At 74.1% G+C, this 20,856-nt stretch carries 18 protein-coding genes; 9 read left to right on the forward strand and 9 right to left on the reverse strand.

The features are described 5' to 3' along the window. Positions 1 to 174 precede the first annotated feature (174 nt). Positions 175 to 1,128: an RNA-guided endonuclease InsQ/TnpB family protein gene (locus tag SM418_RS21130; RefSeq protein WP_371966091.1), complete on the forward strand. Its 954-nt coding sequence runs from the start codon at positions 175 to 177 to the stop codon at positions 1,126 to 1,128. 122 nt (positions 1,129 to 1,250) lie between these two features. Here SM418_RS21130 and SM418_RS21135 read toward each other — a convergent pair whose 3' ends face one another. Beyond that, the gene (locus tag SM418_RS21135; protein WP_371942807.1) at positions 1,251 to 2,147 is read right to left on the reverse strand and encodes a class II glutamine amidotransferase domain-containing protein; all 897 of its coding nucleotides are present in this window, start codon (positions 2,145 to 2,147) and stop codon (positions 1,251 to 1,253) included. A 220-nt stretch (positions 2,148 to 2,367) separates the two neighbouring features. On the opposite strand from SM418_RS21135, the gene SM418_RS21140 reads away from it, so the two are divergent. Continuing rightward, positions 2,368 to 3,384, forward strand: a complete 1,017-nt coding sequence (locus SM418_RS21140; protein WP_371942808.1) for a hypothetical protein — start codon at positions 2,368 to 2,370, stop codon at positions 3,382 to 3,384. Between the two features lie 128 nt (positions 3,385 to 3,512). Then, positions 3,513 to 5,708 (forward strand): hypothetical protein, encoded by a 2,196-nt coding sequence (locus tag SM418_RS21145; protein ID WP_371942809.1) that lies wholly within the window; start codon positions 3,513 to 3,515, stop codon positions 5,706 to 5,708. Here SM418_RS21145 and thpR read toward each other — a convergent pair. The 3 genes from thpR to SM418_RS21160 form a co-directional block, all read right to left on the reverse strand. Next, complete coding sequence (gene thpR / locus SM418_RS21150) at positions 5,645 to 6,268, reverse strand: RNA 2',3'-cyclic phosphodiesterase (protein WP_371942810.1); 624 nt, start codon at positions 6,266 to 6,268, stop codon at positions 5,645 to 5,647. The two genes, SM418_RS21145 and thpR, sit on opposite strands and share 64 nt — an antisense overlap. A gap of 69 nt (positions 6,269 to 6,337) precedes the next feature. Beyond that, a complete protein-coding gene (locus tag SM418_RS21155; RefSeq protein ID WP_371942837.1) occupies positions 6,338 to 7,582 on the reverse strand; it encodes an MFS transporter in 1,245 nt (414 codons plus the stop codon). Between the two features lie 473 nt (positions 7,583 to 8,055). Then, on the reverse strand, positions 8,056 to 8,523 hold the full coding sequence (locus SM418_RS21160) for a MarR family transcriptional regulator (protein WP_371942811.1): 468 nt from the start codon (positions 8,521 to 8,523) through the stop codon (positions 8,056 to 8,058). Positions 8,524 to 8,641: 118 nt separating this feature from the next. Between SM418_RS21160 and SM418_RS21165 the strand changes: the two genes are divergently transcribed. Together SM418_RS21165 and SM418_RS21170 are read left to right on the forward strand one after the other, a co-directional pair. Next, positions 8,642 to 9,205, forward strand: a complete 564-nt coding sequence (locus tag SM418_RS21165) for a TetR-like C-terminal domain-containing protein (RefSeq protein WP_371942812.1) — start codon at positions 8,642 to 8,644, stop codon at positions 9,203 to 9,205. A 4-nt stretch (positions 9,206 to 9,209) separates the two neighbouring features. Further along, positions 9,210 to 9,539: a DUF2530 domain-containing protein gene (locus SM418_RS21170; protein WP_371942813.1), complete on the forward strand. Its 330-nt coding sequence runs from the start codon at positions 9,210 to 9,212 to the stop codon at positions 9,537 to 9,539. On the opposite strand, the gene SM418_RS21175 is transcribed toward SM418_RS21170, so the two are convergent. Both SM418_RS21175 and SM418_RS21180 read right to left on the reverse strand, forming a co-directional pair. Next, positions 9,536 to 12,502, reverse strand: a complete 2,967-nt coding sequence (locus SM418_RS21175) for a sacsin N-terminal ATP-binding-like domain-containing protein (protein WP_371942814.1) — start codon at positions 12,500 to 12,502, stop codon at positions 9,536 to 9,538. The genes SM418_RS21170 and SM418_RS21175 overlap by 4 nt on opposite strands. A gap of 4 nt (positions 12,503 to 12,506) precedes the next feature. Continuing rightward, positions 12,507 to 13,364, reverse strand: coding sequence for a DUF3027 domain-containing protein (locus tag SM418_RS21180; protein WP_371942815.1), 858 nt, complete (start codon positions 13,362 to 13,364; stop codon positions 12,507 to 12,509). A gap of 160 nt (positions 13,365 to 13,524) precedes the next feature. Here SM418_RS21180 and SM418_RS21185 point away from each other — a divergent pair, with 160 nt between their 5' ends. Then, positions 13,525 to 14,934: an MFS transporter gene (locus SM418_RS21185; RefSeq protein ID WP_371942816.1), complete on the forward strand. Its 1,410-nt coding sequence runs from the start codon at positions 13,525 to 13,527 to the stop codon at positions 14,932 to 14,934. A gap of 19 nt (positions 14,935 to 14,953) precedes the next feature. On the opposite strand, the gene SM418_RS21190 is transcribed toward SM418_RS21185, so the two are convergent. Both SM418_RS21190 and SM418_RS21195 read right to left on the reverse strand, forming a co-directional pair. Beyond that, complete coding sequence (locus SM418_RS21190; protein WP_138638985.1) at positions 14,954 to 15,349, reverse strand: cold-shock protein; 396 nt, start codon at positions 15,347 to 15,349, stop codon at positions 14,954 to 14,956. 157 nt (positions 15,350 to 15,506) lie between these two features. Beyond that, positions 15,507 to 16,148: an HAD family hydrolase gene (locus SM418_RS21195; protein ID WP_371942817.1), complete on the reverse strand. Its 642-nt coding sequence runs from the start codon at positions 16,146 to 16,148 to the stop codon at positions 15,507 to 15,509. 230 nt (positions 16,149 to 16,378) lie between these two features. On the opposite strand from SM418_RS21195, the gene SM418_RS21200 reads away from it, so the two are divergent. Then, positions 16,379 to 16,831: a hypothetical protein gene (locus tag SM418_RS21200; protein WP_371942818.1), complete on the forward strand. Its 453-nt coding sequence runs from the start codon at positions 16,379 to 16,381 to the stop codon at positions 16,829 to 16,831. Between the two features lie 43 nt (positions 16,832 to 16,874). On the opposite strand, the gene SM418_RS21205 is transcribed toward SM418_RS21200, so the two are convergent. Continuing rightward, on the reverse strand, positions 16,875 to 17,357 hold the full coding sequence (locus tag SM418_RS21205) for a GNAT family N-acetyltransferase (RefSeq protein ID WP_371942819.1): 483 nt from the start codon (positions 17,355 to 17,357) through the stop codon (positions 16,875 to 16,877). Positions 17,358 to 17,524: 167 nt separating this feature from the next. On the opposite strand from SM418_RS21205, the gene SM418_RS21210 reads away from it, so the two are divergent. Further along, positions 17,525 to 18,142, forward strand: a complete 618-nt coding sequence (locus tag SM418_RS21210; RefSeq protein WP_371942820.1) for a TetR/AcrR family transcriptional regulator — start codon at positions 17,525 to 17,527, stop codon at positions 18,140 to 18,142. Positions 18,143 to 18,245: 103 nt separating this feature from the next. Further along, positions 18,246 to 20,597 carry a helicase-associated domain-containing protein gene (locus SM418_RS21215; protein WP_371942821.1) on the forward strand — a complete coding sequence of 784 codons (2,352 nt, stop codon included), beginning with the start codon at positions 18,246 to 18,248 and terminating at the stop codon, positions 20,595 to 20,597. The last annotated feature ends 259 nt before the right edge of the window (positions 20,598 to 20,856 follow it).

Genomic DNA, 20,856 nt, shown 5'->3' on the forward strand with positions numbered 1-20,856 from the left:
AACGCTGCTTACCGGGGGGGCGACCCCCCGAACCCCCCGGCTGCGCGACACGGGTCTCCTCGCTCCACTCCGCTAGCGCTCCGCTCCACTGCGGGGACACGGCGCGCCGGGCACGACCGCTCCACTCGCTGGCGCTCCCTCCACGTCCCTGCCCGTAACCGGGGGCTGGGGTTCATGCCCTGTGGTTCTTGGGGGCGGCGCGTCCCCCGAGGGCAGGGGTTCAAGAACTTCTTCGACTTCCGCTCCGGCGCCCGCAAGGGGGCCCGCGTCGGATTCCCGACGTGGCGGAAACGCAAGCACGGGTCCCGGTTCCGCTACGACGCCGACCGGGCGCGGCCCGCCCACCAGCGGGCCGTGTACCTGCCCGGGATCGGGAAGGTCCGCACCCGCGAGGACATGACCTGGCTCACCGGCCGCATCACCGACGGGGCCGCGCGGGTGATCGGCGCGACGGTAAAGGAGACGGCGGGCCGCTGGTGGGTGTCGTTTCAGATCGAGATCGACCGTGCCCAGGTCAACCAGGCGCGGCGGACGGCAGAGGATGCCCCGGCATGCGGGATCGATGTCGGGGTGAAAACGTTCGCGACGATCGTGGACGACGACGGCACCGTCACTGAACTCCACGCCCCCAAGCCGCTCAAGTCCGCGCTCCGCAAGCTCCGCCGCGCCAACCAGGCACTGTCCCGCAAGGCCGACGGGTCGGCGAACCGGCGCAAGGCGGCCCGCAGGGTCGTCAAGCTCCACCTGGACGTCGCGCACCAGCGCGCGGACTTCCTGCACAAGACCACCACGACGCTCGCGAGAACCAAACGGGCGATCGCGGTGGAGACTCTCAACGTCGCGGGCATGACCCGCAACCGGCGCCTGGCCCGCGCGATCTCCGACCTCGGGTTCGGCGAGTTCTACCGCCAGCTCGCCTACAAGGCCGACTGGTACGGCGCGCAGGTGTGGGCCGCAGACCGCTGGTTCCCCTCGTCCCGGCTCTGCGGAGACTGCGGCACGATCAACACCGCGCTCACCCTCGCAGACCGCACCTGGCAGTGCGCATGCGGCACCGTCCACGACCGCGACGTCAACGCCGCACACAACCTCCTGGCCGCCTTGCAGCAAGACCAGCAAGCCGCTTGACCACACGTCGCCGGGCAGTTCCCCGGAGACGTTAAACGCCTGTGGAGGCGACGTAAGACCCCGGCCTGCCGGGGCGGACGCCAGCGAATCAGGAACGAGAATCACTGAGATTCTCCGAACGGTCAGGCGACTGTGATTAGGTCGCTGGTGCCGTCTGGGCGGTGGACGGCTCGGTGGAGGAGGCCGGCGCGGTCCACTTCGCGGTCGTCGTCGGTGAAGCCCGTCCAGACGCGGGGGTCCATGTCGGTGTGGCGGGCCGTGGGCAGGAATTTCGCCGTCGCGAGCACCTCGGGGCGGTCACGGCGTCCCGGGCGGGGCTCCATGCCGATCTTTGCGTAGGTGCCCTCGCGGAGCATCACGACCGAGCTGAAGCGCGCCCGCGTGTGGCGCTCGGCGTCCCGGAACCAGCGCGGGTTGGACGCCCAGTAGATGTTCTGGTCGGTGTCGACGGCGACGGTCAGCGGGCTGAGCGCGCCACGGGCCAGATGCACCTCGGTCGGGCGGTCGCGGTGGACCCAGGCCAGCGCGACCCGTCCGATCACGGCCTCCAGGACGGCGGTCACCTCGGACGGGCCCTTGCAGCCGGCGAGGAGCTGGAAGATCGGCTCGCTGTCGGTCGTTCCGGAGGCGGGCGGCAGTGCGAAGCGGGACCGCAGGTCGGCGGCGTCGATGTCCCCGTTGTGCGTGGCGACGAGGTCCCGGACGGCCATCGGGCTCGCGTTGCGGGGCTCCAGCGGCGACCCCTGCGTCGCCCAGCGGGTGTGGCCGATCGCGACGGGCGAGCGGTCCAGTTCGGGCACGTAGGCGGGGCGCCAGATCTCCGCGAAGCGGCCGCGACCCCGCACCACGCGGCAGCCGCCCGCCGGGCCGCCGAGGCTCGGCCAGCCGCCGAGGCCGGGCCACGCGCCGAGGAGGGCGAGGCCCGCCGAGTCCGTGCCGCGCTCCTCCGCCAGCATGCCCAGCGTCACGAACACGTCCGACGCCGGCCCCGCGTCCTCGGCGAACGGCGAACGCACCATCCCGAACAATCCACACATGTCTGATGAGATGCAGATCATGGGCGGACGGTTCGACCCGTACACGAGTCCGAATAGGCTCGGGGCGTGAACCGCGCGCCCCAATGGCTGCTTCCCACCGTGCTGACCGCGCTCGTCCTCGCCGTGGTCGTCGGGGCACTGCTGAGCTGACACCGGTGCGGGTCATATGATCGACGGGGCGCGGAACGGGGATGATCAGGCCATGTCAGCAAGCCGCGTCGCCGCCCGAGCCGGGGCCGCGACGGTCCTCGCCGGGGCGTCCGTCGCCCTCTTCGCCCCCGCCGCGCCGGCCGCCGCGCGGGACGACCGGGTCGCGTTCACGATCAGCGACCCGCGGATCACCGAGTCCAGCGGCCTCGCGGCGAGCGCCCGGCATCCGGGCGTCGTCTACACCCACAACGACTCCGGCGGGGTCCCGCAGATCTTCGCGCTCGGCCCGGACGGGCGGGTCCGCGCCGTCCTCACGGTCGGCGGGGCGAGCGCCCGCGACTGGGAGGGCATCGCGCTCGGCCGGGACGGCGGCGGCCGTCCGGCGATCTTCGTGGCGGACATCGGCGACAACCTCGGCGGCGCCTGGCCGTACGTGACCGTGTACCGGATCCCCGAGCCGGCCCGGCTGCGCAGCCAGACGCTGCACGCCACCGCATTCAAGATCAAGTACGCGGACGGGCCGCGCAACGCCGAGACGCTCATGATCAACCCGAGGACCAACCGGCTGTACATCGCCAGCAAGCTGTTCGGCGGGAAGATCTACGAGGCGCCGGCGAGGCTGCGCACGAGCGGGTTCAACGTCATGCACAAGGTCGGCGACGCTCCGGCCATCGCGACCGACGGGGCGTTCTCCCCCGACGGCCGCACCTGCGTGATCCGGACGTACTTCGGCGCCCGGCTGTACTCGGTGGGGCCGGACGGCCGGCCCGGCAAGACGCTGAAGTCGATCGACATGCCCATGCAGGCGCAGGGCGAGTCGGTGACCTACACGGCGGACGGCAGGTCGCTGCTCGTCGGGTCCGAAGGCAAGAGCCAGCCCGTCCACCAGCTGCCGCTGCCGCAGGAGGCGCTGCCGGCCGCCTCGCCGTCCGCCTCGCCGGAGAACGCGGGGGCGGCGGGCGAGACCGAGAACGGCCGCAGGGACGCCACCGGCACCCGGGCCGGGCTGTTCCTCGCGCTGGCGATCGCGGGAGCGGTCGGTTACGGCCTGGTCCGGGGGCGGCGGTGACGGGTGGGAACCAGGTGACGGGAGTTGACCGTTCAACCTGACCAGCGCGATGGAAAAGCCTTTCGGGGGACGATCAGTTAGCGGAACGAGGCGACGGTCCCGCGGGGACCCGTGTGAGGATGCGGACTGTGGAGCATGAGCTGGTGGGCCTCGCGGGCCCCGGGGGCCGGTGGCGCCCCGTCGCCGCGGGCCCGTTCACCGTCCTCGCGGTGGCGCTGGCGCTGCTGCCGATCCGGCCGGTGTGGCTGTGGGCCGCGCTGATCGGCGCCGTCGCCGCCGTCCCGTGGCTGCTCGGCGCCGTCCCGGACGCGCGCCGCCGCCGTCCCCGCCCGTACTGGCGGCTGTCGGCGGCGGGCCTGGAACGGATCGGTCCGGGCGGGCTGGTCATGGTGTCCTACGAGCGGTCCCGGATCGACGGCCTGGCCATCACCACCGGCGACGGCGTGCTGACCGTCTTCCACCGGTTCGGGCGGACGGCGGTCGGCGGCATGACCGCGATGGGCCTGGAGCCGCTGGCGGTGTTCGTGACGGCCCGCCGGCTCGGCATCCCCATGCACGTGCTGGACGGCGAGGCGACCGACCTGCTCGACCCGGCGCTCGACGAGGCGCTGCGCGCCTCCGGGCTGGAGGACGACATCCCGGGGAGCGGCCCGTTGCCGCGCGACCACGCGGCCGAGAAGCGCCTCCTCGACCAGGAGGCCGCGCTGCTGGCGGCGGCGTACGAGCCGCCCGCCGAGCCGTCCACCGGGGGCCCGCCGTCCCGCGGCCGGGGCAGGCGGCCCGGCGAGCAGCGGCTGGACACGCCCGAACCGCTGCCGAGCCGCCGCCGGATCATGCTGCTCGGTGCGCTGACCGCGCTGCTCGGCACGATGATGATCGTCCGGATCGCGCTGGACGGCACGAGCGCGTTCGGCGCCCGGCTCGCCGCCGGCTGCTGGGCGCTCGCCGCGATCGCCGGGGTCCTCGGCACGCGCCGCCGGCTGCTGCGCGCCGCCCAGGTCCGCTGGACGATCACCGCCGAGCGGCTGCGGGTGCGGGCCCGTCCCGGCCGCCGCCGCGAGGCCCAGGACCTGCGCGCCGGGGACGTCGCGGCGGTCGTCGTCGGCCCCGGCCTGCGCCTCGACCCGGTCAGCGGGGAGCCGCGCCGCGCCGACCTCGCCGCGCTCGCGTTCGGGCACCGGCTGGAGCTCGTCGCCCGGCTGCCCGCTCACGGCCTGGACGGCTTCCAGCTCGCGCACGCCCTCGACGACCACGGCTACCGGGTGATCACTCCGGGGGCGCGGGCGCCGCGCCGTCCCGACTACGGGCTCGAAGGGCTGCCGGAGATCTTCGCGCAGGTGCCCGGCGGGCGGCTCGTCGTCGCCGACGGCGGGCTCGGCTGGGCAGACGCCGCGGGCGACATCGTGCTGAAGATGCCCGAGGACCGCATCGGCGGCATCGAGCTGCTGACCATCGGCGGGCACGCGTGGGTCCGGCTGTACGACTCCGACGGCGACGAGTTCTTCGCCGCGCCGCTGTCGGCGCTGCGGATCTCCCGCACCGACCTGCGCGAATCGGCCCGCCGGGCGGGCCTGCCGGTCAACGACGCCGAGTACGACGCCTACCTGAGCGCCGCGTTCCATTCGGCCGTGTCGACGCTGGCCGCGCCCGAACCGGAGCGGGCCACGGCCGCGCTGCCCGCGCCGGTCGCCGGGCAGGACGGTGCGGGACAGGACGGTGCGGCGCAGGACGGTGCGGCGCAGGACGGTGCGGCGCAGGACGTCGCGGCGCCCCGGCCCGAAGGCGCGGCCGGCGGCGAGCAGGAATTCACGTTCTCCGTCTCCGCGCCGCCCACCCCTGTCACGGCCCCGGGCGCGCTCCTGGACGCGACCCGCCGCTCCCGCCTCGGGACGTACGGGATGAGCGTCCTGCTGTGCGAGGCGGTGGCGCTGCTCGGGGCGGTGTGGCTCGGCCCCGACCTCGGCGGGTTCAACACGACGGCGGGCTGGTCGATGCCCGCCGGGCTCGCGATCGGCCTCATCGGCTACTGGCTGTACGACCGGAACCGTTCGCAGCTTCGCGTGTCGTCCGCCGGGCTCGCGGTCGTCACGAGGCGCGGCAAGGTCGAATGGGACCTGACCCGCGACCGCGTCGGCGGCGTCGGCATCGACGAGGCGGCGGAGCGGATGCCGCGGCTGGTGGTGTGGGCGCCGTCCGGGCGGGTGCTGCGGCAGATCACGTTCCCGCCCGACCTGGACGAGCTGCGCCGCGCCTGCGAGCGCTACGGCGTCCCGTGGGGGCCGCCCGACGCCGACCGTCCGGCGCCGCCGCCGCCGGAGCTGTGACGCAGCGACCACGTCTTCAGCGACTCGTACGACACCTGGCCGTGGTCCTTGCCGGGCAGGTGGCTGCGCATCAGGTGGACTGAGTCGGCCGTCCACGGGGCCCCGGCGAACGCCGACAGCGGCTCGACGAGCGATCGCACGTCCACCGGCCGCCGGGACCGCGCCAGCGTCAGGTGCGCGCGGAAGCCGCGGTGCTTGTCGGGGAGCGTCCCGACGCGGCGCCCGGCGGCGGTGGTGGACGCGGCGAGCCGTGCCAGCCGGCGGCGGTCGCCGTACAGGCCCGTCCACAGGACGCGGGCGTGGGCGCCGCTGCCGGGGAACGCGCCCGCGCCCGCCAGCGACAGCGTCATGCGTTCGTGCCGCCCGACGGCGCGCTCCAGCCGCGGCAGCAGCCGGTCGAGGGTGCGGTCGTCGACCTCGCCGAGGAACGTCAGCGTGACGTGCAGCAGGTCGCGCCGGACCCAGCGCAGCTCGGGCACCGCGTCCCGGTGCGGGCGGAGGGCCTCCTCAAGCTCGTCCAGGATGTCCGGTGGCGGCACGAGCGCCACGAAAAGCCTCATGGGAGCGTCCGGAGGGCCACCCTTCCAGCTTTTCAGCAGACGGCACCCGTTGTCACGCGGATCGGGCCGTCAGCCTTCGGCCGGGCGCGGGCGCCGGAGCCGGGCGAGGACCCCGCCCTCGCCCGCCTCGCCCCGGGCGGCCACCGCGCCCACCGCGAGCGCGGCGAGGACGGAGACCAGCCCGCCGACGACGAGGCTCGCCCGCGCGCCGAAGTGCTCGGCCAGCCAGCCGATCGCGGGCGCGCCCACGGGGTTCGTGCCGAGGAACACGAGCATGTAGAGGGCCATGACCCGGCCGCGCATCTCCGGGGAGACGCCCAGCTGCATCGTCGCGTTCGCCGCCGTCGTGATCGTCATCATCGCGATGCCGGTCGGGACGAGCAGCGCCAGGAACAGCCAGTACGTCGGCATCAGCCCGGTGAGGGCCTCCAGCGTCCCGAACACCAGGCCCATCGCCACCAGCAGCCGCAGCCGCGGCCTGGCGACCCGCCTGGCCGCGAGCAGGGCGCCGCTGAGCGCGCCGAGCGCCAGCATGCTGGACGCGAGGCCGAACGCGGACGCGTCGGTGTGGAAGACCTCCTTGGCGACCAGCGCGACCGTCGTGTTGAAGTTCATGCCGAACATGGCGAGGAACCCGATGAGGATCAGGACGAGCATCAGGTCGCGGCGCCCGCGCACGTAGCGGAGGCCCTCGCGGAGCTGCCCCTTGGCCCGCTTGACCGCCGGCGCGTCGTGCAGTTCGCCCGCCCGCATCGCGTACAGGCTGAACAGGACGGCGCCGAAGGACGCGGCGTTCACCAGGAACACCGGCCCGGTGCCGATCAGCGCGATGAGGACGCCGGCGACGGCGGGGCCGAGCAGCCGGGCGCCGTTGAACGTGGCGCTGTTCAGCGCGATCGCGTTCGGCAGGTCGCGCTTGCCGACCATCTCCACCACGAACGACTGGCGGGCCGGGTTGTCGACGACGGTGGCGACGCCGAGCCCGAACGCCAGCAGGTACACGTGCCAGACCTGGGCGCTGCCGCTCAGCGTGAGCAGGCCGAGGATCAGCGCGAGCACGCCCATCGACACCTGCGTGAGGATCAGGATGCGGCGCTTGGGGTACCGGTCGGCGATGACGCCGCCCCACAGCCCGAACAGCAGCATCGGCAGGAACTGCAGGCCGGTGGTGACGCCGAGCGCGATGCCGCTGCCGTGCGCGAGTTCGAGGACGAGCCAGTCCTGCGCGACGCGCTGCATCCAGGTGCCGGTGTTGGAGACGACCTGGCCGGCCGCGTAGATCCGGTAGTTGCGGTTCCGGAGCGAACGGAACATGCCGCCGCTGCGCGCCTGTTCGTCCTGGTCCGGCCCGTCGGGCCTTTCGGCGGGCTCGTCCGGGACGGCGTCTTGGAACGTTCCGTCGATGCTCGCGGGCTCGCCGGAGTCCAAGGGCAGTCCCTGCCGTGGGAGGTCGCCGGTGTGCGGGGAGTCGTCTGCGGGGGCGTCCGCGCGGCCGGCGGGGTGGACGGTCACGCGGGAGAGGGGGCGGCCAGGGGCGGGGCGGCGGCGGGTGCGCGTGGGGGCCGCGATCTTGGGGGCCGCGGTCTTGGGGGACGTCGTGTTGGGGGGTGCGGGGGCGAGGGGACCGGCGGCGGCGCGGGCCGGGTGCGCGCGGCGCCGACCGTGGGGGCCACGCGTCGCGGTCCCCTCCGGTTCGTCGGGGGTTTCGTTAGCAGAAGTCATTACCAACGCTAACGGTAATCGCGGCGGCGGTATTCCGGCAAGGGAACATGAGGACCGCCACAGGGTCAGGATCTGCTGAGCCTGTCGAGGATCGGGGCGGCCCGGCGCAGGATCTCCCGCTCGTCCTCGGTCAGCTCGGCGAGCCGCCGGGCGAGCCATGCCTCCTTGCGGCGCCGCTCGTCGGCGAGCAGGGCGGCGCCCTCCTCGGTGGCCTCCAGCACGACCTGCCGCCCGTCGGTCGGATGCGGGCTGCGCACGAGGAGCCCGCGGTCCTCCAGGTAGGCGATGACGCGGGTCATCGAGGGCGGCTGCACCTTCTCGTGGTCGGCCAGCTCCCGCGGCGTCATCGACCCGTGCCGCTCGATGGCGGCGAGCGCGGCGAACTGCGTGAGCGACAGCGGACGGCCGCCCTCGCCCGCCGCGGGCGGGCGCAGCGTGCGCAGCCGGCGGGTCAGCCGCGCGATCGAGATGCGCAGCTCCTCGGCCAGCCCCGGCGCGGACGCCGTGCGGCCGCGGATCGGCGGCGTTGTCATCGGTGGCGGTGTCATCGTCATTGGTCTCCCGGTGCTGCTGCCCATGCTGCCACGCCGCCACTTGACACTGTCGCTAATGACATTAGCCTACTGGCTACCACTATCACAGGAGGTCGGAATGCCCCGTGCCGGACTGTCCCCGGACGCGGTCGTGGACGCCGCCGTCGCCGTCGTGGACGACGGCGGCCCCGGCGCCCTCACCCTGGCGGCGGTGGCGGGACGGGTCGGGGTCGCGACACCCTCCCTGTACAAGCATGTCCGTAATCTCGCCGAACTGCGACATCTGGTCACGTCCCGCGTGCTGGAGGAGATCGCCGACCGGGTGGCGGAGGCCGCCCTCGGACGCTCCGGCGACGACGCCGTCCGGGCGTTGATGCGCGCCTACCGCTCCTACGTCGTCGAGCATCCGGCCCGCTACGGCGCGATGGAGCAGGCGGCGGCGCCGGAGGGCGACGCCGCGGCGGAGCGTCTCCTCGGCATCCTGTACGGGGCGTTGCGCGGCTATGAACTGGAGGGGGCCGACCTCGTCCACGCGGCCCGCTGCCTGCGCTCGGCCGTGCACGGGTTCGCCGTCCTGGAGGCGGCCGGCGGTTTCGGCCTGCCGGCCGACCTGGAGGCCAGCTATGAACTGCTCATCACCGTGGTCACCGGAGGACTCTCCGGCCCGCGCCGCGTAGCCTGACCCCATGAGCCGATCGCGACTCCCGGATCCCCCGCCGATGCAGACCAACGACGTCCGCATCGCGGCCGCGGGCACGGCCGCCTGGGCGATCGCGCTCGTCGTGCTGCTCGTCGTCGGGCTGCCGTCCGAGGATCGCTGGTGGCTGTGGGTGTGCGCCACCGGCATCGGGATCGGCGTGTTCGCCATGTGGTACACCCCGCGGCTCCAGGCCGGCCGCGCCCGGCAGGACGCCCAGCGCGACACCCGGCAAGAGGCCCAGCGCGAGGCCCGGCAAGAGGCCCAGCGCGAGGCCCGGCAAGAGGCCCGGCAAGAGGCCCGGCACGACGCCGACTAGGGCTCCAGGTCGGCCTCGGCCAGCAGGACGGGCAGGGACTCCGGATCGCGCAGGACGGCCTCGACCAGCAGCCGGTCGGCCCAGTTCCCGGTGGACCAGGCCAGCGCCCGCGCCAGCCCGTGAACGCCGCTCGCGTGCACTTCGCCGTCTCTCGTCCACCACGGGACGTCCTGGCCGTCCACGACGAGGCGTTCGTGGGCGAGGTAGTCGGCGGGGGCATCCGGCAGGACGGCCCTGACCGCCTCCGAAACGGGACGCTTCTCGCCGTCCGACCCGACCTCGCCCGGAACCTCGTCCCCCGCCGGCGGAAGGTCGAGAAGCTCGGCAAGCCGCGCATCACGTCCCTGAGCGGCGATGACGAGCGGCTGCCCTTGCAGGAGGGGCAGGAGATCGGGGCTGTCCAGGATGAGGGCGTCTCCGGCGTCGACGACCTCGGCCTCACCGTCCACGATGGCTCGCAGGTGGTCGGGTGGCTCGATGTCCACCTCGGGGGTGTCGGCCAAGGCCGTCCAGAGGCCGCCCAGCTGGCCACGGGTGACGGACCGGCCGGGGTCACCGAGCCGCTCCAGCAGCTCTTGGGCGCCGCCGGGCTCCTCAAGCAGCTCTTCCAGCGACGTACGGACGCCCAAGGCCAGCAGTAGCCGCTTGTCCAAGCCCTGTGGCGCGACGTCGTACAGCCCTGTCAGCGATTCGTCTTCGCTTAGCCGGAACTCACCCGGCCTGCGCCCGTCCAACACCGGGTGCCGCCTCAGCCACCACGCCGTGTACGAGGGCACGGCGACGCGCCTGCCATCGTGCAAAGTCACGTGGGCGGGGTCGACGATCGCGGCCCGCCATGGCGGGCCGGCAAGCACCCTGAGCGCCGCCGCCCAGTCGTCGACGAGTTCAAGGTCGCGGACGGCGGTGAACTCCGGCACAAGGGGTGGAAGGTCCTGCGGCCCGATCCGCCGCAGGGCCTCGTCCGCCCAGAGGTCCTCGTCGTCGAGTTCGAGGGTCTCGGCCTCATCGGCGAGGCCCATGAGGTTCACGTCCTCGCTCCTGGCCAGCGCGAACCCGTCCAGAACCCCGAGGGCCGTGAGCGTCTCCGCGCCCCACCGTTCCAGCACCTCGCCGTCCACCACGCCGAACGGCGCGTCATCGGCCATGAGGTTCCGCAGGGGGCTCTCTGGCAGTAGCAGCTCGCCCGCCGGGTAAAGCTCCCCGTCGTCACCGGGCAGGGCCAGCTCTGCCAGCCAGGGCTCCTCCCCCGGATCGAGGTGAGCGCCCGCCACGAGCCCCAGCACGGCCTCGGCGACGGCGTCCGGATCGTCGGCCTCGAAGGAGTCCTCGACGGCCGCCCGCACCGCGGCGTCGCCGAGCACGGCGCGCGGCCCCGCCTCGATCGCCCCGAGCCGCGGCAGCAGCGGGTGCACGGCCTCGGGGTGGACGAACCGCAGCCCGAGCACGTCCAGCCCTGCCGGATCGACGCCGTCCGCGATCAGCAGGCCCCGCGGACCGCGCACCACCCGTCCCGCCGCGCCGGCCAGCGGCACCGGCAGGGCGCCCAGCGCGTCCCTGGCGGCCCCGCCGAGCGCCTCGTACATCCGGTGCCACCAGGCCGGTTCCCGGTCCACAGCGGCCAGCTCGTCGATCACGTCGGCCAGCTCGACCCGCCGGACGCCGAGCGCCGCCAGCGCCGGGCTCCGCGCCGGCCACTCCGCCGGCAGCAGCCCGCCGACCACGGCGTCCGCTCCGCCGAGCACCTCGAGGAACGCGGCCGGCGCGTCCACGGCGATCGCGTCCCTCCCCCGCGTCCGGTGCGGCAGCACTGGCGCCTCGGGCAGCCGCTCCCGGATCTGCCGCCGGATCCGCGCGTCGAGCTCTCCCGCTCCGACCGGCCCCGGTACGAGATCGAGCACGCGCGGCGACACCGGCAACTCGCCCAGCAGCCGCACATAGGTCTCAGCGGTTCGCTCCACAAGGAAGTCAGTCAGCGCCCCAGGTGCAACATGCCGCCGATCAGGCGCCAGCGGAAACGACGCGATGAGCAAGGCAGGCAGATCCAGCCGTTCATCGCTGGGCGTGGGCGCATGCACGACGCCGGAAACGTCCTCGGGCAGGCCGCCCTCTGGCAGAGCCCAGCGAACCTGCCAGAACGGCCGCGCCCGCTCCTCCACAGGACGGTCCTCCAGAAGGACGGCGGGGATCTCCCCATGCGCCTCGACCGTCCGCCACACACCCCCGTTGACGACCACCTCGCCGCCGGCCCGCCGCTCAGCGGTCAGCTCGCGCACGTCCCCGTCAACATCGATCTCAACGCGCTCCAACGCCGGCAAGGCCAGCATCAGCGCCGCCCCCACCTGCCCGAGCTGCCGCCGGACGGACGCCACCGCGTCCTCCCGCAACGGCAACCGCACAACGGTGTCGAAGCCGTCCGGAACGTCGGGCACCGCGTCCAGCGCGAAAGGCAGCCGCAGCAGCGGCACATGCCCGCCCCGCCGCCGAACCTCGTCGGCGACCTCGTCCAGCCCCTCCACCAACGCGCGGGCCCGCTCGACCGACCACCCGACCCCCGCGCCCCCGGACGCGATGGACGGGGTGTCGGTCACGGCCACGACCGCTGCGAAACCGACACCGAAGCGGCCGGTTGTGCCGGTTTCGTCGCGTTTGGCGGAGGCACGGAGGGTGGAGAGAGCCTCGACTCCCCCCGCGTCCAGCGGCGACCCCGTGTTGGCCGCGCTCAGGACGGTGCCCGAGGGCGACGTCCGCAGGGTCAGGCGGAGGCGGCCGGGGACGGCGGCGCTCAGGGCGGCGTCGGCGGCGTTCTGGGCGAGTTCGATGACCACGCGGTCGCGGTAGCCGCCGAGGGCGTAGTCCTCTTCGGCGTTTGCGTCCTCGCGGAAGCGCGCCGGGGACTCGGCCCAGGCGCGCAGCACGCGGTCGCGAAGAGCGCGCGTACCGAAGATGTCCGGAGTGTCCGGCATGGCGTCAGCTGTGGCCGAGAGCCTCGTCGTCCAGGGGCGCGGTGTCGTCGTCCCCGGACGGGACGATCTCGTAGCCCAGTTCGTCGATCACCGGCGGGTTGTGCTCGGACGCGGCCGGGATCGACACCGCCTCGGAGTGGGCGCCGCAGCCGTGGTCGGCGGAGACGACGCGGCCGTCGTCGGGGGCGTACTCGTTGGCGCAGACCCCGAAGACCTGCCGCAGCCCGCCGGCCAGGCAGACGAAGAAACCGCAGGTGGAGCACTGGGCGGGGGCGGACGCGGCGATGGGCGCGCGGGGGCCGGCGACGCCCTCGTACCAGCGTGCCGCGGCCTCGTCGCGCCCCTCCCGGGACAGCACCCGGACGCGGCCGAGGCCGAGCTCCCACTGGGCCTCGCGGTCGGTCGAGTCGTCCACCTGGGTGAACCCGGGGGCGAGCCGGACGTCGTCGGGCGCGGTCGGCAGCAGGTCGCCGGGGCCGAGGTCGCCGGGACGCAGCCGCTCCAGCCACGGCACCCACGCCGGCGCCAGCAGCGCCTCGTCGCCGGGCAGCAGGACGCACTCGCTGACCGTGACGTTCCTGGCCCGCGACGCCCGGGTCACGGTGACCGCCCACCGCCAGCCCCGGTAGGCGGGGTCGAGGCACTCGAAGTAGTGGGTGACCACGCGGTCCGCCTCGGCGCGGAAGCCGAGATGCTCGCCGACGGGGATCGGGCGGGCGGTGTCGTCGGCGGCGTCGCGGGCGAGGTCGACGGCCTCGGCGCAGGCCGCGTCGACGGCGGGCGTGCGGGTCCGGCGGGGGGGCCCGGACGTGGTGCGCGCGGCGGCGGAACGCGCGGGGCTGGACTGGCGCTGTGGGCTCACACCTCAATTCTCGCCTATCCGGGGACGTGGCCGAACACCCGGCCGTGCGGCGGCGGCCGGGTGAGCCCGCATTCGAGCGGGGAACGTACCCTCAAACAACGACTCCGATGGCCGCACCCCGGTGAGAAGCCGGCACGACCACTGGGAGAGACCAGGGCGCATGGCAGACCGCACAAGGCTCGGACGGTCCGTGCGCGCCGCCGCCGGAGGCGCGGCGCGGGCGGGCCGCGGCGCGCGCTCGGCCGTGCTCGGGACGGGCCGGCTCACCCGCCGCGTCACGCACGCGCAGGGCGCCGGGCGCAGCGGCCTCGGCAGCCTGATCGAGGCGTCCGCGTTCAACTCCGCCGGCGACGCCATGGTCACGGTCGCGCTCGCGGGGACGCTGTTCTTCGGGCTGGACGTCAACCAGGCGCGCGGCCAGATCGCCCTCTACCTCGTCGTCACCATGGCGCCGTTCGCGCTCGTCGCGCCGCTGATCGGCCCAGCGCTGGACCGGGCCAGGCACGTCCGCCGGTACGCGATCGCGAGCACCTTCGTGATGCGGGCGCTGCTGTGCTGGGCGATGGCGAGCGCGCTCCCGCACGGCGACCAGGTCACCTTCCTGCCCGCCGCGTTCGGCGTGCTGGTGCTGTCCAAGGCGTTCGGGGTGCTGCGGGCGGCGGTCACCCCGCGCGTCCTGCCGGACGAGATCACGCTGGTGACGGCGAACGCGCGCGCCTCGTTCGCCGGGCTGATCGCCGCGTCGATCACCGCGCCGGCCGCGGCCGGACTCGCCGTCCTCATCGGACCGGGCTGGGTGCTGCGCATCGGCACGGCCGTGTTCCTGCTGGGCGTCGTCTTCACCATGCGCCTGCCGGGGCACGTGGACGTCCCCGAAGAGGCGCCGCAACCGGAACCGGCCACGAGGCGGGCGCGCCGCTGGCGGGCGCTGCCGCGCGTCGGGCCCGTCGTCGCCGAGGCGATGGAGGCCAACGCGGTCCTGCGGGCCTTCTCCGGCTTCCTGATCATCTACCTGGCGTTCCTGCTGCGGCAGGAGCGGTTCGACCCGGTGTCCCACCATGTCGCGCTCGGCCTGCTCGCCGCGTGCGCGGGCGCGGGCGGGCTGATCGGCACCGCGCTCGGCGCCTGGATGAAGGCGCGGGCGCCCCGGTTCATCGTGTCCGCGACGCTGGCGGCCGTCACCGCCGTCACCGCGGCGGGCGCCGCGTTCTTCGGGCTGTGGGCGGCCCTCGCCGTGGCGACCGCGGCCGGTCTCGGCCAGGTGCTCGGCAAGCTGTCCATGGACGCGGTCGTGCAGCGCGAGATCGGCGAGGAGATGCGCTCGTCCACGTTCGCGGTGTCGGAGACGCTGCACCAGCTCAGCTGGGTGCTCGGCGGAATGCTCGGCCTCGGCATGTCGATCGTCGCGGACGGACGGGTCGCGCTCGCGGTCGTCGCCGCTGCGCTCGCCGTCTCCTTCGGGCTGCTCCTGTCCCGTCAGGCGGGGACGCACCGCCGGACCGGCCGTCCCGCCCCGCCGCACCCGCGGGAGACGACGTTCAAGGACGCGCACCCGGAGATGCGCACCTGACCGGACCCGGCCCGAAGACTCAGGGCGACAGGTCGTCGGCGACCGCCCGCAGCACCGTGGCGATCTTCTTGGCCTCCGCCGGGGACGGGTGCTTGCCGCGCCGGTAGGTGTTGGAGATCCCGTCCAGCAGCTTGATGAGGTCCTCGGTGATCACGACCATCTCGTCCGGCTTCTTGCGCCGCTGCTTGGCGATGGTCTTCTCGACCGACGGCAGCGACTCCAGCACCCGGACCTGGAGGGCCTGCTGGCCGCGCCGCCCCTCGACCACGCCGAACTCGATGCGCTGCCCCGGCCGGAGCGTCGTGACGCCGCCCGGCAGCGCCGATGAGTGCACGAAGACCTCCCCGCCGTCATCGCGGGTGAGGAAGCCGAACCCCTTGTCGGAGTCGTACCACTTGACCTTGCCAGTCGGCACCGGAGACCTCGTTCGGTAATCGTCCTGAATCGCCCACAAGATTAATGCCTCGCCGCGCGCCGGTGCACATGCCGGGTACCCCCGCGACGCCTGCCGGGCAACGCCTTTGAAGCTACCCCGGACGCCCGCGGAGGGCACCTCGATATCGCGCCGCAGCTCAGGCCGCCGGGAACCCGCCGAGCCACGCTGGGAAGGCCAGCAGGTCCGGTAGGACGACGTCCGCGCCGTAGGCCGCGAGGGCCGCCGAATCGAACGACCCGGTCGCGACGGCCACCGCCACGGCCGACGCGGCCCGCGCCGCGTCCACGTCGCCGGTGTGGTCGCCGATGTAGGCCCCGGCGCCGTGCTCGCGCAGCGCCTCGCCCTTGTCCGCGCCGAACAGGCCGCCCACCACGGCGTCGGCCCGCAGCCCCAGGAACCGGACGGTGCGCTCGGTGTCGGCCTGGTTCTTGCCCGACACGACGACCACGCGCCCGCCCCTGGCCCGCACCGCGTCCAGCGCGGCGACGGCGCCCGGCATCGGGACGGTCGCCGGGACCGCGATGTCGGCGTACATCGCCCTGTAGCGGGCCGCCATCGCGGGCACCTCGTCCGCCGGGAACCAGTAGGCCAGCTCCTCCTCCAGCGGCGGGCCGATGCGCCGCACCACGAGCCCCGTGTCGATCGGGACGCCCGTCTCCGCGGCGAGGGCGGCGTACACGGCGCTGATGCCGGCCCGCGTGTCGGCCAGGGTCAGATCGAGGTCGAAACCGACGGCGAAGGGCGCGCCGGACGGCGCGGAGGGATCGAGATCGAGCACGTCCCACAGGGTAAAGGTCTGGACACATGAGAGGACCCGCGCTCTCCTGGTAGTGGCGATGCGACGGGATCCGAGTAGGAGAGCACGGGACCGTGCTCTCGATATACCCGGGGCCCCGACCACAAACCAGCTGACCAGGGAAAACACAGTCCCCGAACACCCCACCCCGCCCCCAAGGACGATCAGACCGCCGTCCGCCCCTGGCACACCACCGGTGAAGGAGGCCGCACATGGCAGACAACCCCGACCGGCCGGTCGACCAGGCTCCGCCCCCGCCCACGCCCCCGCAGGAGCACTCGCCGCCGCAGGAGCACTCCATGACCCGCACCGAGCCGGGGGGCGGCGAGCACCGCGCCACGCGCGCCCGGCGCTCGTTCACCGGCCGCGCCGCCGGGGCCCGCCGCCGCGCCGTCGGCGCCCTGGCCACCGCGATCTCCATCGTGACCGCGGTCGTCGTGCTGATCCTGTCCGTGCACATCGTGTTCGTGGCGTTCGAAGCGAACACGTCCAACGACCTCGTCCGCTGGTTCGGCGACCGCGCCACCGACCTGTGCTGGCAGTTCAGGGACGTCTTCCAGCCGGACGGCCACAAGACGGAGGTCGCCGTCAACTACGGACTGGCAGCCCTCGTCTACCTGGCGGCAGGACGGATCCTGGTCGACCTCGTCCGCCGACTCGCCTAGTCCGCGAACTGCCTGGTCCGCCGACTCGGCTGGCCGGGTCGCTCTAGTCCCGCCCGGGGAAGCGGACCTTGTCGAACGGCCAGGCCGTCATCACCCACTGGCGGACGAACGTCTCCAGCTCCTTCTCCAGGACGGAGTTCTCCTCGTCCGCGCGGACCCAGAACACCACGACGGCGTCCGCGCCGGGCTCGTCGGACGGGGCCACATGGATGCGGCCGAGCTGCCGCTCCCCGTCCGGCGTGATCACCACGTAGCTGAACGAGCGCCGCAGCTGCCCCTGCTTCTGCAGCCACGCGACGTCGATCAGCGCCTGCTCGAAGGTGAACTCGCTGTCGGGCCACCCCCACTCGGGCCCGAACCTGCCGGCGAGCCGGTGCAGGCTGCCGATCACGGCGCCGTAGTCCTTGACCACGTCGTGCACGGTGATCGGGCGGATCTGGAAGTCGGGCCCGGCCACCAGCGTGGGCACCACGAAGTCCTCGGGCAGGAACGCCCCGCCCGCCGCCTTCCGCGGAGACTTGAACATCGTCGACCTTTCCGGCGACGCCCCTTCCGGCGACGGGGCATGCGGCATCGAACTCTAGTCCTCCCGGCCCCGGTGCGAGACGTATCACGAATTCGGGCGTGCCGCGGCGGACGCGTCGGCCCGCGGGTCGAAGATGCCTTAGTGTTCTTACGGAGGAATTCATCACCATGACGCCATCCACGCGCGATCGCATCGTGTCCGAGTCGCTCCGGTTGTTCGCCGACCGGGGCTACGCGGCCACGTCGGTCGCGGAGATCGAGGCCGCGGCGGGCCTGTCCCCGGGCGCCGGCGGGCTCTACCGGCACTTCCGCTCCAAGGAGGAGGTGCTCGCCTCCGCCATCCGCGAGCACATCGAGCGGACCCGCCGCCAGATCAGCGACGTCCTCGTCCAGGCCGCCGTCTTCGAGGACCGCCCGCTCGAGATCCGGCTGCGCATGACGTGCCAGGCCGGCCTCGCCAAGATGCGCGAGGAGCAGGACCTCATCCGGGTCCTGTTCCGCGACCTCGACCAGTTCCCGAACCTCGTCGCGGAGATGCGCGAGGGCATCGTCAACCCGCTCTACGACGGCATCTCGACCTGGCTGTCCGCGCAGCCCGAGTTCGAGGGCTCGGGCGAGGACTGGCCCGCGATCGCCTCCATCCTCGGCGGCGCCGTGGTGAACTACTGGCTGGCGAACGAGTCGATGTACGAGCCGCCGACCCGCATCGACGAGGACCGATTCGTGGAGAGCTGGGCGCGGCTCGGTCTCGGGCTGGTGCATCTGGAGCGCACACCCGCCACCTGACCTGCGGCGTCCCGGCCCTCCCGGCTCCGGGCACGTTCCGCGGCCTCCTACCCTGGAGAGCCGCGTACCTGTAGCGTGCGCGCGACATAGGTTGGGGAACGGCATGGAGACGTACGCGGACTGGCTGCGCGCGCGAGACGACGACGAGCTTCGCGCGCTGCTGTCCGCGCGTCCGGAGCTGCTCGCCCCCGTCCCCGCCGACCTGACCGCGCTCGCCTCCCGCGCCGCGACGCCCGCCGCGGTCTCCCGCGCGCTCGACCGGCTCGACCGGTTCACGCTCGCCGTCCTCGAAGCCCTCCTCGTCCTGCCCGCGCCGGACCCGGCCGCGCTCGCCGCGGGCCTCGACGCGACGCCGGCGCAGATCGACCGCGCCCTCGGCACGCTGCGCCGCCACGGGCTCGCCTGGGGCGACGGCAAACCGGTCATCGCGCCCGGCGTCCGGCAGGGGCTGCCGCACCCGGCGGGCCTCGGCCCGCCCGCCCTGGAGGTCTTCGCCACCTACCCCGCCGAACGGCTCACCGACCTGGTCACCGACCTGGCGGGCGAGGCGCCGCGCGGATTCCCCGACTCCGCCCGGCTGCTGCGGCGGCTCACCGAACTGCTGTCGGATCCGGGCGCCCTCATCGAGGACGCCGGCCCCGAGGCGAAGGCCGCCCTCGACCAGCTGACGTGGGGGCCGCCCGTCGGACGGGTCGCCGACGCGCGCCGCCCCGTCCGGATCGACACCGCGACCACCCCGATCGAGCGGCTCCTCGCCCGCGGCCTCCTCGCCGCCGAGGACGACCGCACCGTCACCCTGCCCCGCGAGGTCGCGCTGCACCTGCGCGGCGGACGCCTCTTCCGGGACGTCCCCGCCGAACCGCCGCCGCTCCCCGCCGCGCGGAAGGAACCGCGCGGCGACGACGTCGTGGTCCGCGCCGCGGCCGGCGAGGCGGCCGGCGCCGTCCGGCTCGTCGAGGAACTCCTCGAACGCTGGGGCCTCGAACCGCCGCCCGTCCTGCGCAGCGGCGGCCTCGCCGTCCGCGACCTGCGCGCCGCCGCGACCCAGCTGGACGTCCCCGAATGGAAGGGCGCGCTGCTCGTCGAGATCGCCTACGCCGCCGGCCTGCTCACCCGCAGCGGCGACCTCGACGGCGAATGGCTGCCCACCCCCGCCTACGACCTGTGGCTGATGCGCGACACCGCCGGCCGCTGGACGGAACTGGCCCGCGGCTGGCTGAAGTCCGACCGCGCCGCCGGGCTCGCCGGAGAACGCGACGACCGGGACCGGCTGATCAACGCGCTCAGCGAGGCGATGGTGCGCAGCGGCGCGCCCGCCGTCCGCCGGGAGATCCTGGAAGTCCTCGCGGACGCCGACCCGGGCGCCGTCGTCGACGAGGACGCCCTGCGCACCCGGCTCGGCTGGCTGCGCCCGCGCCGCGGCGGCCCCACCCGCGAACGGCTCCTCGGCTGGACGCTGCGCGAGGCCGCCGCGCTCGGCCTCACCGGATTCGGCGAGCTGGCCCCGTTCGCCCGCGACCTCCTCGCCGGGGACGACCCCGAACCCGCCCTGGAGAAGTACCTTCCGGCGCCCGTCGACGAGATCCTCATCCAGGCCGACCTGACCGCGATCGCGCCCGGCCCCCTCGTCACCGACCTCGCCCGGGAACTCGCGCTCGCCGCCGACGTCGAGTCCACCGGCGGCGCCACCGTCTACCGGTTCAGCCCCCAGTCGATCCGCCGCGCCCTGGACGCCGGACGCTCCGCCGCCGACCTCACCGACCTGCTGACCCGGCACTCGGCGACCCCGCTGCCGCAGCCGCTCACCTACCTGATCGACGATGTGGCGCGCCGGCACGGGCACCTGCGCGTCGGCGCCCTCACCTCCTACGTCCGCACCGACTCCGCCGCCACCCTCGACGAGATCCTCGCCGACCGCCGCGCCGAACCGCTGCGCCTGCACCGGCTCGCCCCGACCGTCCTCGCCTCCGCACTGCAGCGCGGCGACCTCCTCGACGGCCTGCGCGCCATGGGCCTCGCCCCCGTCGCCGAGGCCCCCGGCGGCGGCGTGATCGTGACCCGGCCGGACGCACAGCGCGCCGACCCGCCGCCCACCGCCGAGATCGTCCGGTTCCGCCCGGACGCCCGCACCGACGCCTCGATGATCGCCGCCGCCGTGCGGGCGCTGCGGGCAGGCGACGAGGCGTCCCTGCACGGCGCCGAACACGCCCGGCAGGCGCCGTCCGGGGATCCGCCCCGCTCACCGGCCATGGCCACCATCGAACTCCTCCGCGCCGCCGTCGACCGCGGCGGACGCGTCTGGATCGGCTACCTCGACCAGCAGGGCCAGGCGTCCAGCCGCATCGTCGAACCCGTCCGCGTCGAAGGCGGCTTCCTCACCGGCTACGACGAGACCCGCGCCGCCGTCCACCGCTTCGCCCTCCACCGCATCACCGGCGTCTCAGAGCTCGGTTAATTTGCATTGCCCTCGGCGTCAGGCGCCGGGGCGCCTTCCTTCAACAGGCAAGGCGGCGATCGCTGCATCGCTCCGGCTCGCCCAGGGGCTCGCTGCGCGATCAGGTTTCTCGCAGGCTCGAAACCTGGCTTCGCACGCGATCGCAACGCTGAGGCTATTGCTCGCTGGGCTTACGGACGTGTGCCTTTAGGGCAGTGCGTGGTTGCTACCGGATTATCGCTGGAGCGCTTCTTCGGCGTGTCACGGGGATGATCGCCCT

This window comes from Actinomadura chokoriensis (assembly GCF_041463665.1).
Classification (GTDB): Bacteria; Actinomycetota; Actinomycetes; order Streptosporangiales; family Streptosporangiaceae; genus Spirillospora; species Spirillospora chokoriensis_A.

Coding starts and splice junctions, on each gene's coding strand:
- SM418_RS21200 (WP_371942818.1), top strand. CDS start 16,379: ATGGCAGACAACCCCGACCGGCCGGTCGACCAGGCTCCGCCCCCGCCC.
- SM418_RS21140 (WP_371942808.1), top strand. CDS start 2,368: ATGTCAGCAAGCCGCGTCGCCGCCCGAGCCGGGGCCGCGACGGTCCTC.
- SM418_RS21170 (WP_371942813.1), top strand. CDS start 9,210: ATGAGCCGATCGCGACTCCCGGATCCCCCGCCGATGCAGACCAACGAC.
- thpR (WP_371942810.1), bottom strand. CDS start 6,268: ATGAGGCTTTTCGTGGCGCTCGTGCCGCCACCGGACATCCTGGACGAG.
- SM418_RS21130 (WP_371966091.1), top strand. CDS start 175: ATGCCCTGTGGTTCTTGGGGGCGGCGCGTCCCCCGAGGGCAGGGGTTC.
- SM418_RS21135 (WP_371942807.1), bottom strand. CDS start 2,147: ATGGTGCGTTCGCCGTTCGCCGAGGACGCGGGGCCGGCGTCGGACGTG.
- SM418_RS21175 (WP_371942814.1), bottom strand. CDS start 12,502: ATGCCGGACACTCCGGACATCTTCGGTACGCGCGCTCTTCGCGACCGC.
- SM418_RS21155 (WP_371942837.1), bottom strand. CDS start 7,582: ATGTTCCGTTCGCTCCGGAACCGCAACTACCGGATCTACGCGGCCGGC.
- SM418_RS21185 (WP_371942816.1), top strand. CDS start 13,525: ATGGCAGACCGCACAAGGCTCGGACGGTCCGTGCGCGCCGCCGCCGGA.
- SM418_RS21215 (WP_371942821.1), top strand. CDS start 18,246: ATGGAGACGTACGCGGACTGGCTGCGCGCGCGAGACGACGACGAGCTT.
- SM418_RS21210 (WP_371942820.1), top strand. CDS start 17,525: ATGACGCCATCCACGCGCGATCGCATCGTGTCCGAGTCGCTCCGGTTG.
- SM418_RS21160 (WP_371942811.1), bottom strand. CDS start 8,523: ATGACAACGCCGCCGATCCGCGGCCGCACGGCGTCCGCGCCGGGGCTG.
- SM418_RS21165 (WP_371942812.1), top strand. CDS start 8,642: ATGCCCCGTGCCGGACTGTCCCCGGACGCGGTCGTGGACGCCGCCGTC.
- SM418_RS21205 (WP_371942819.1), bottom strand. CDS start 17,357: ATGTTCAAGTCTCCGCGGAAGGCGGCGGGCGGGGCGTTCCTGCCCGAG.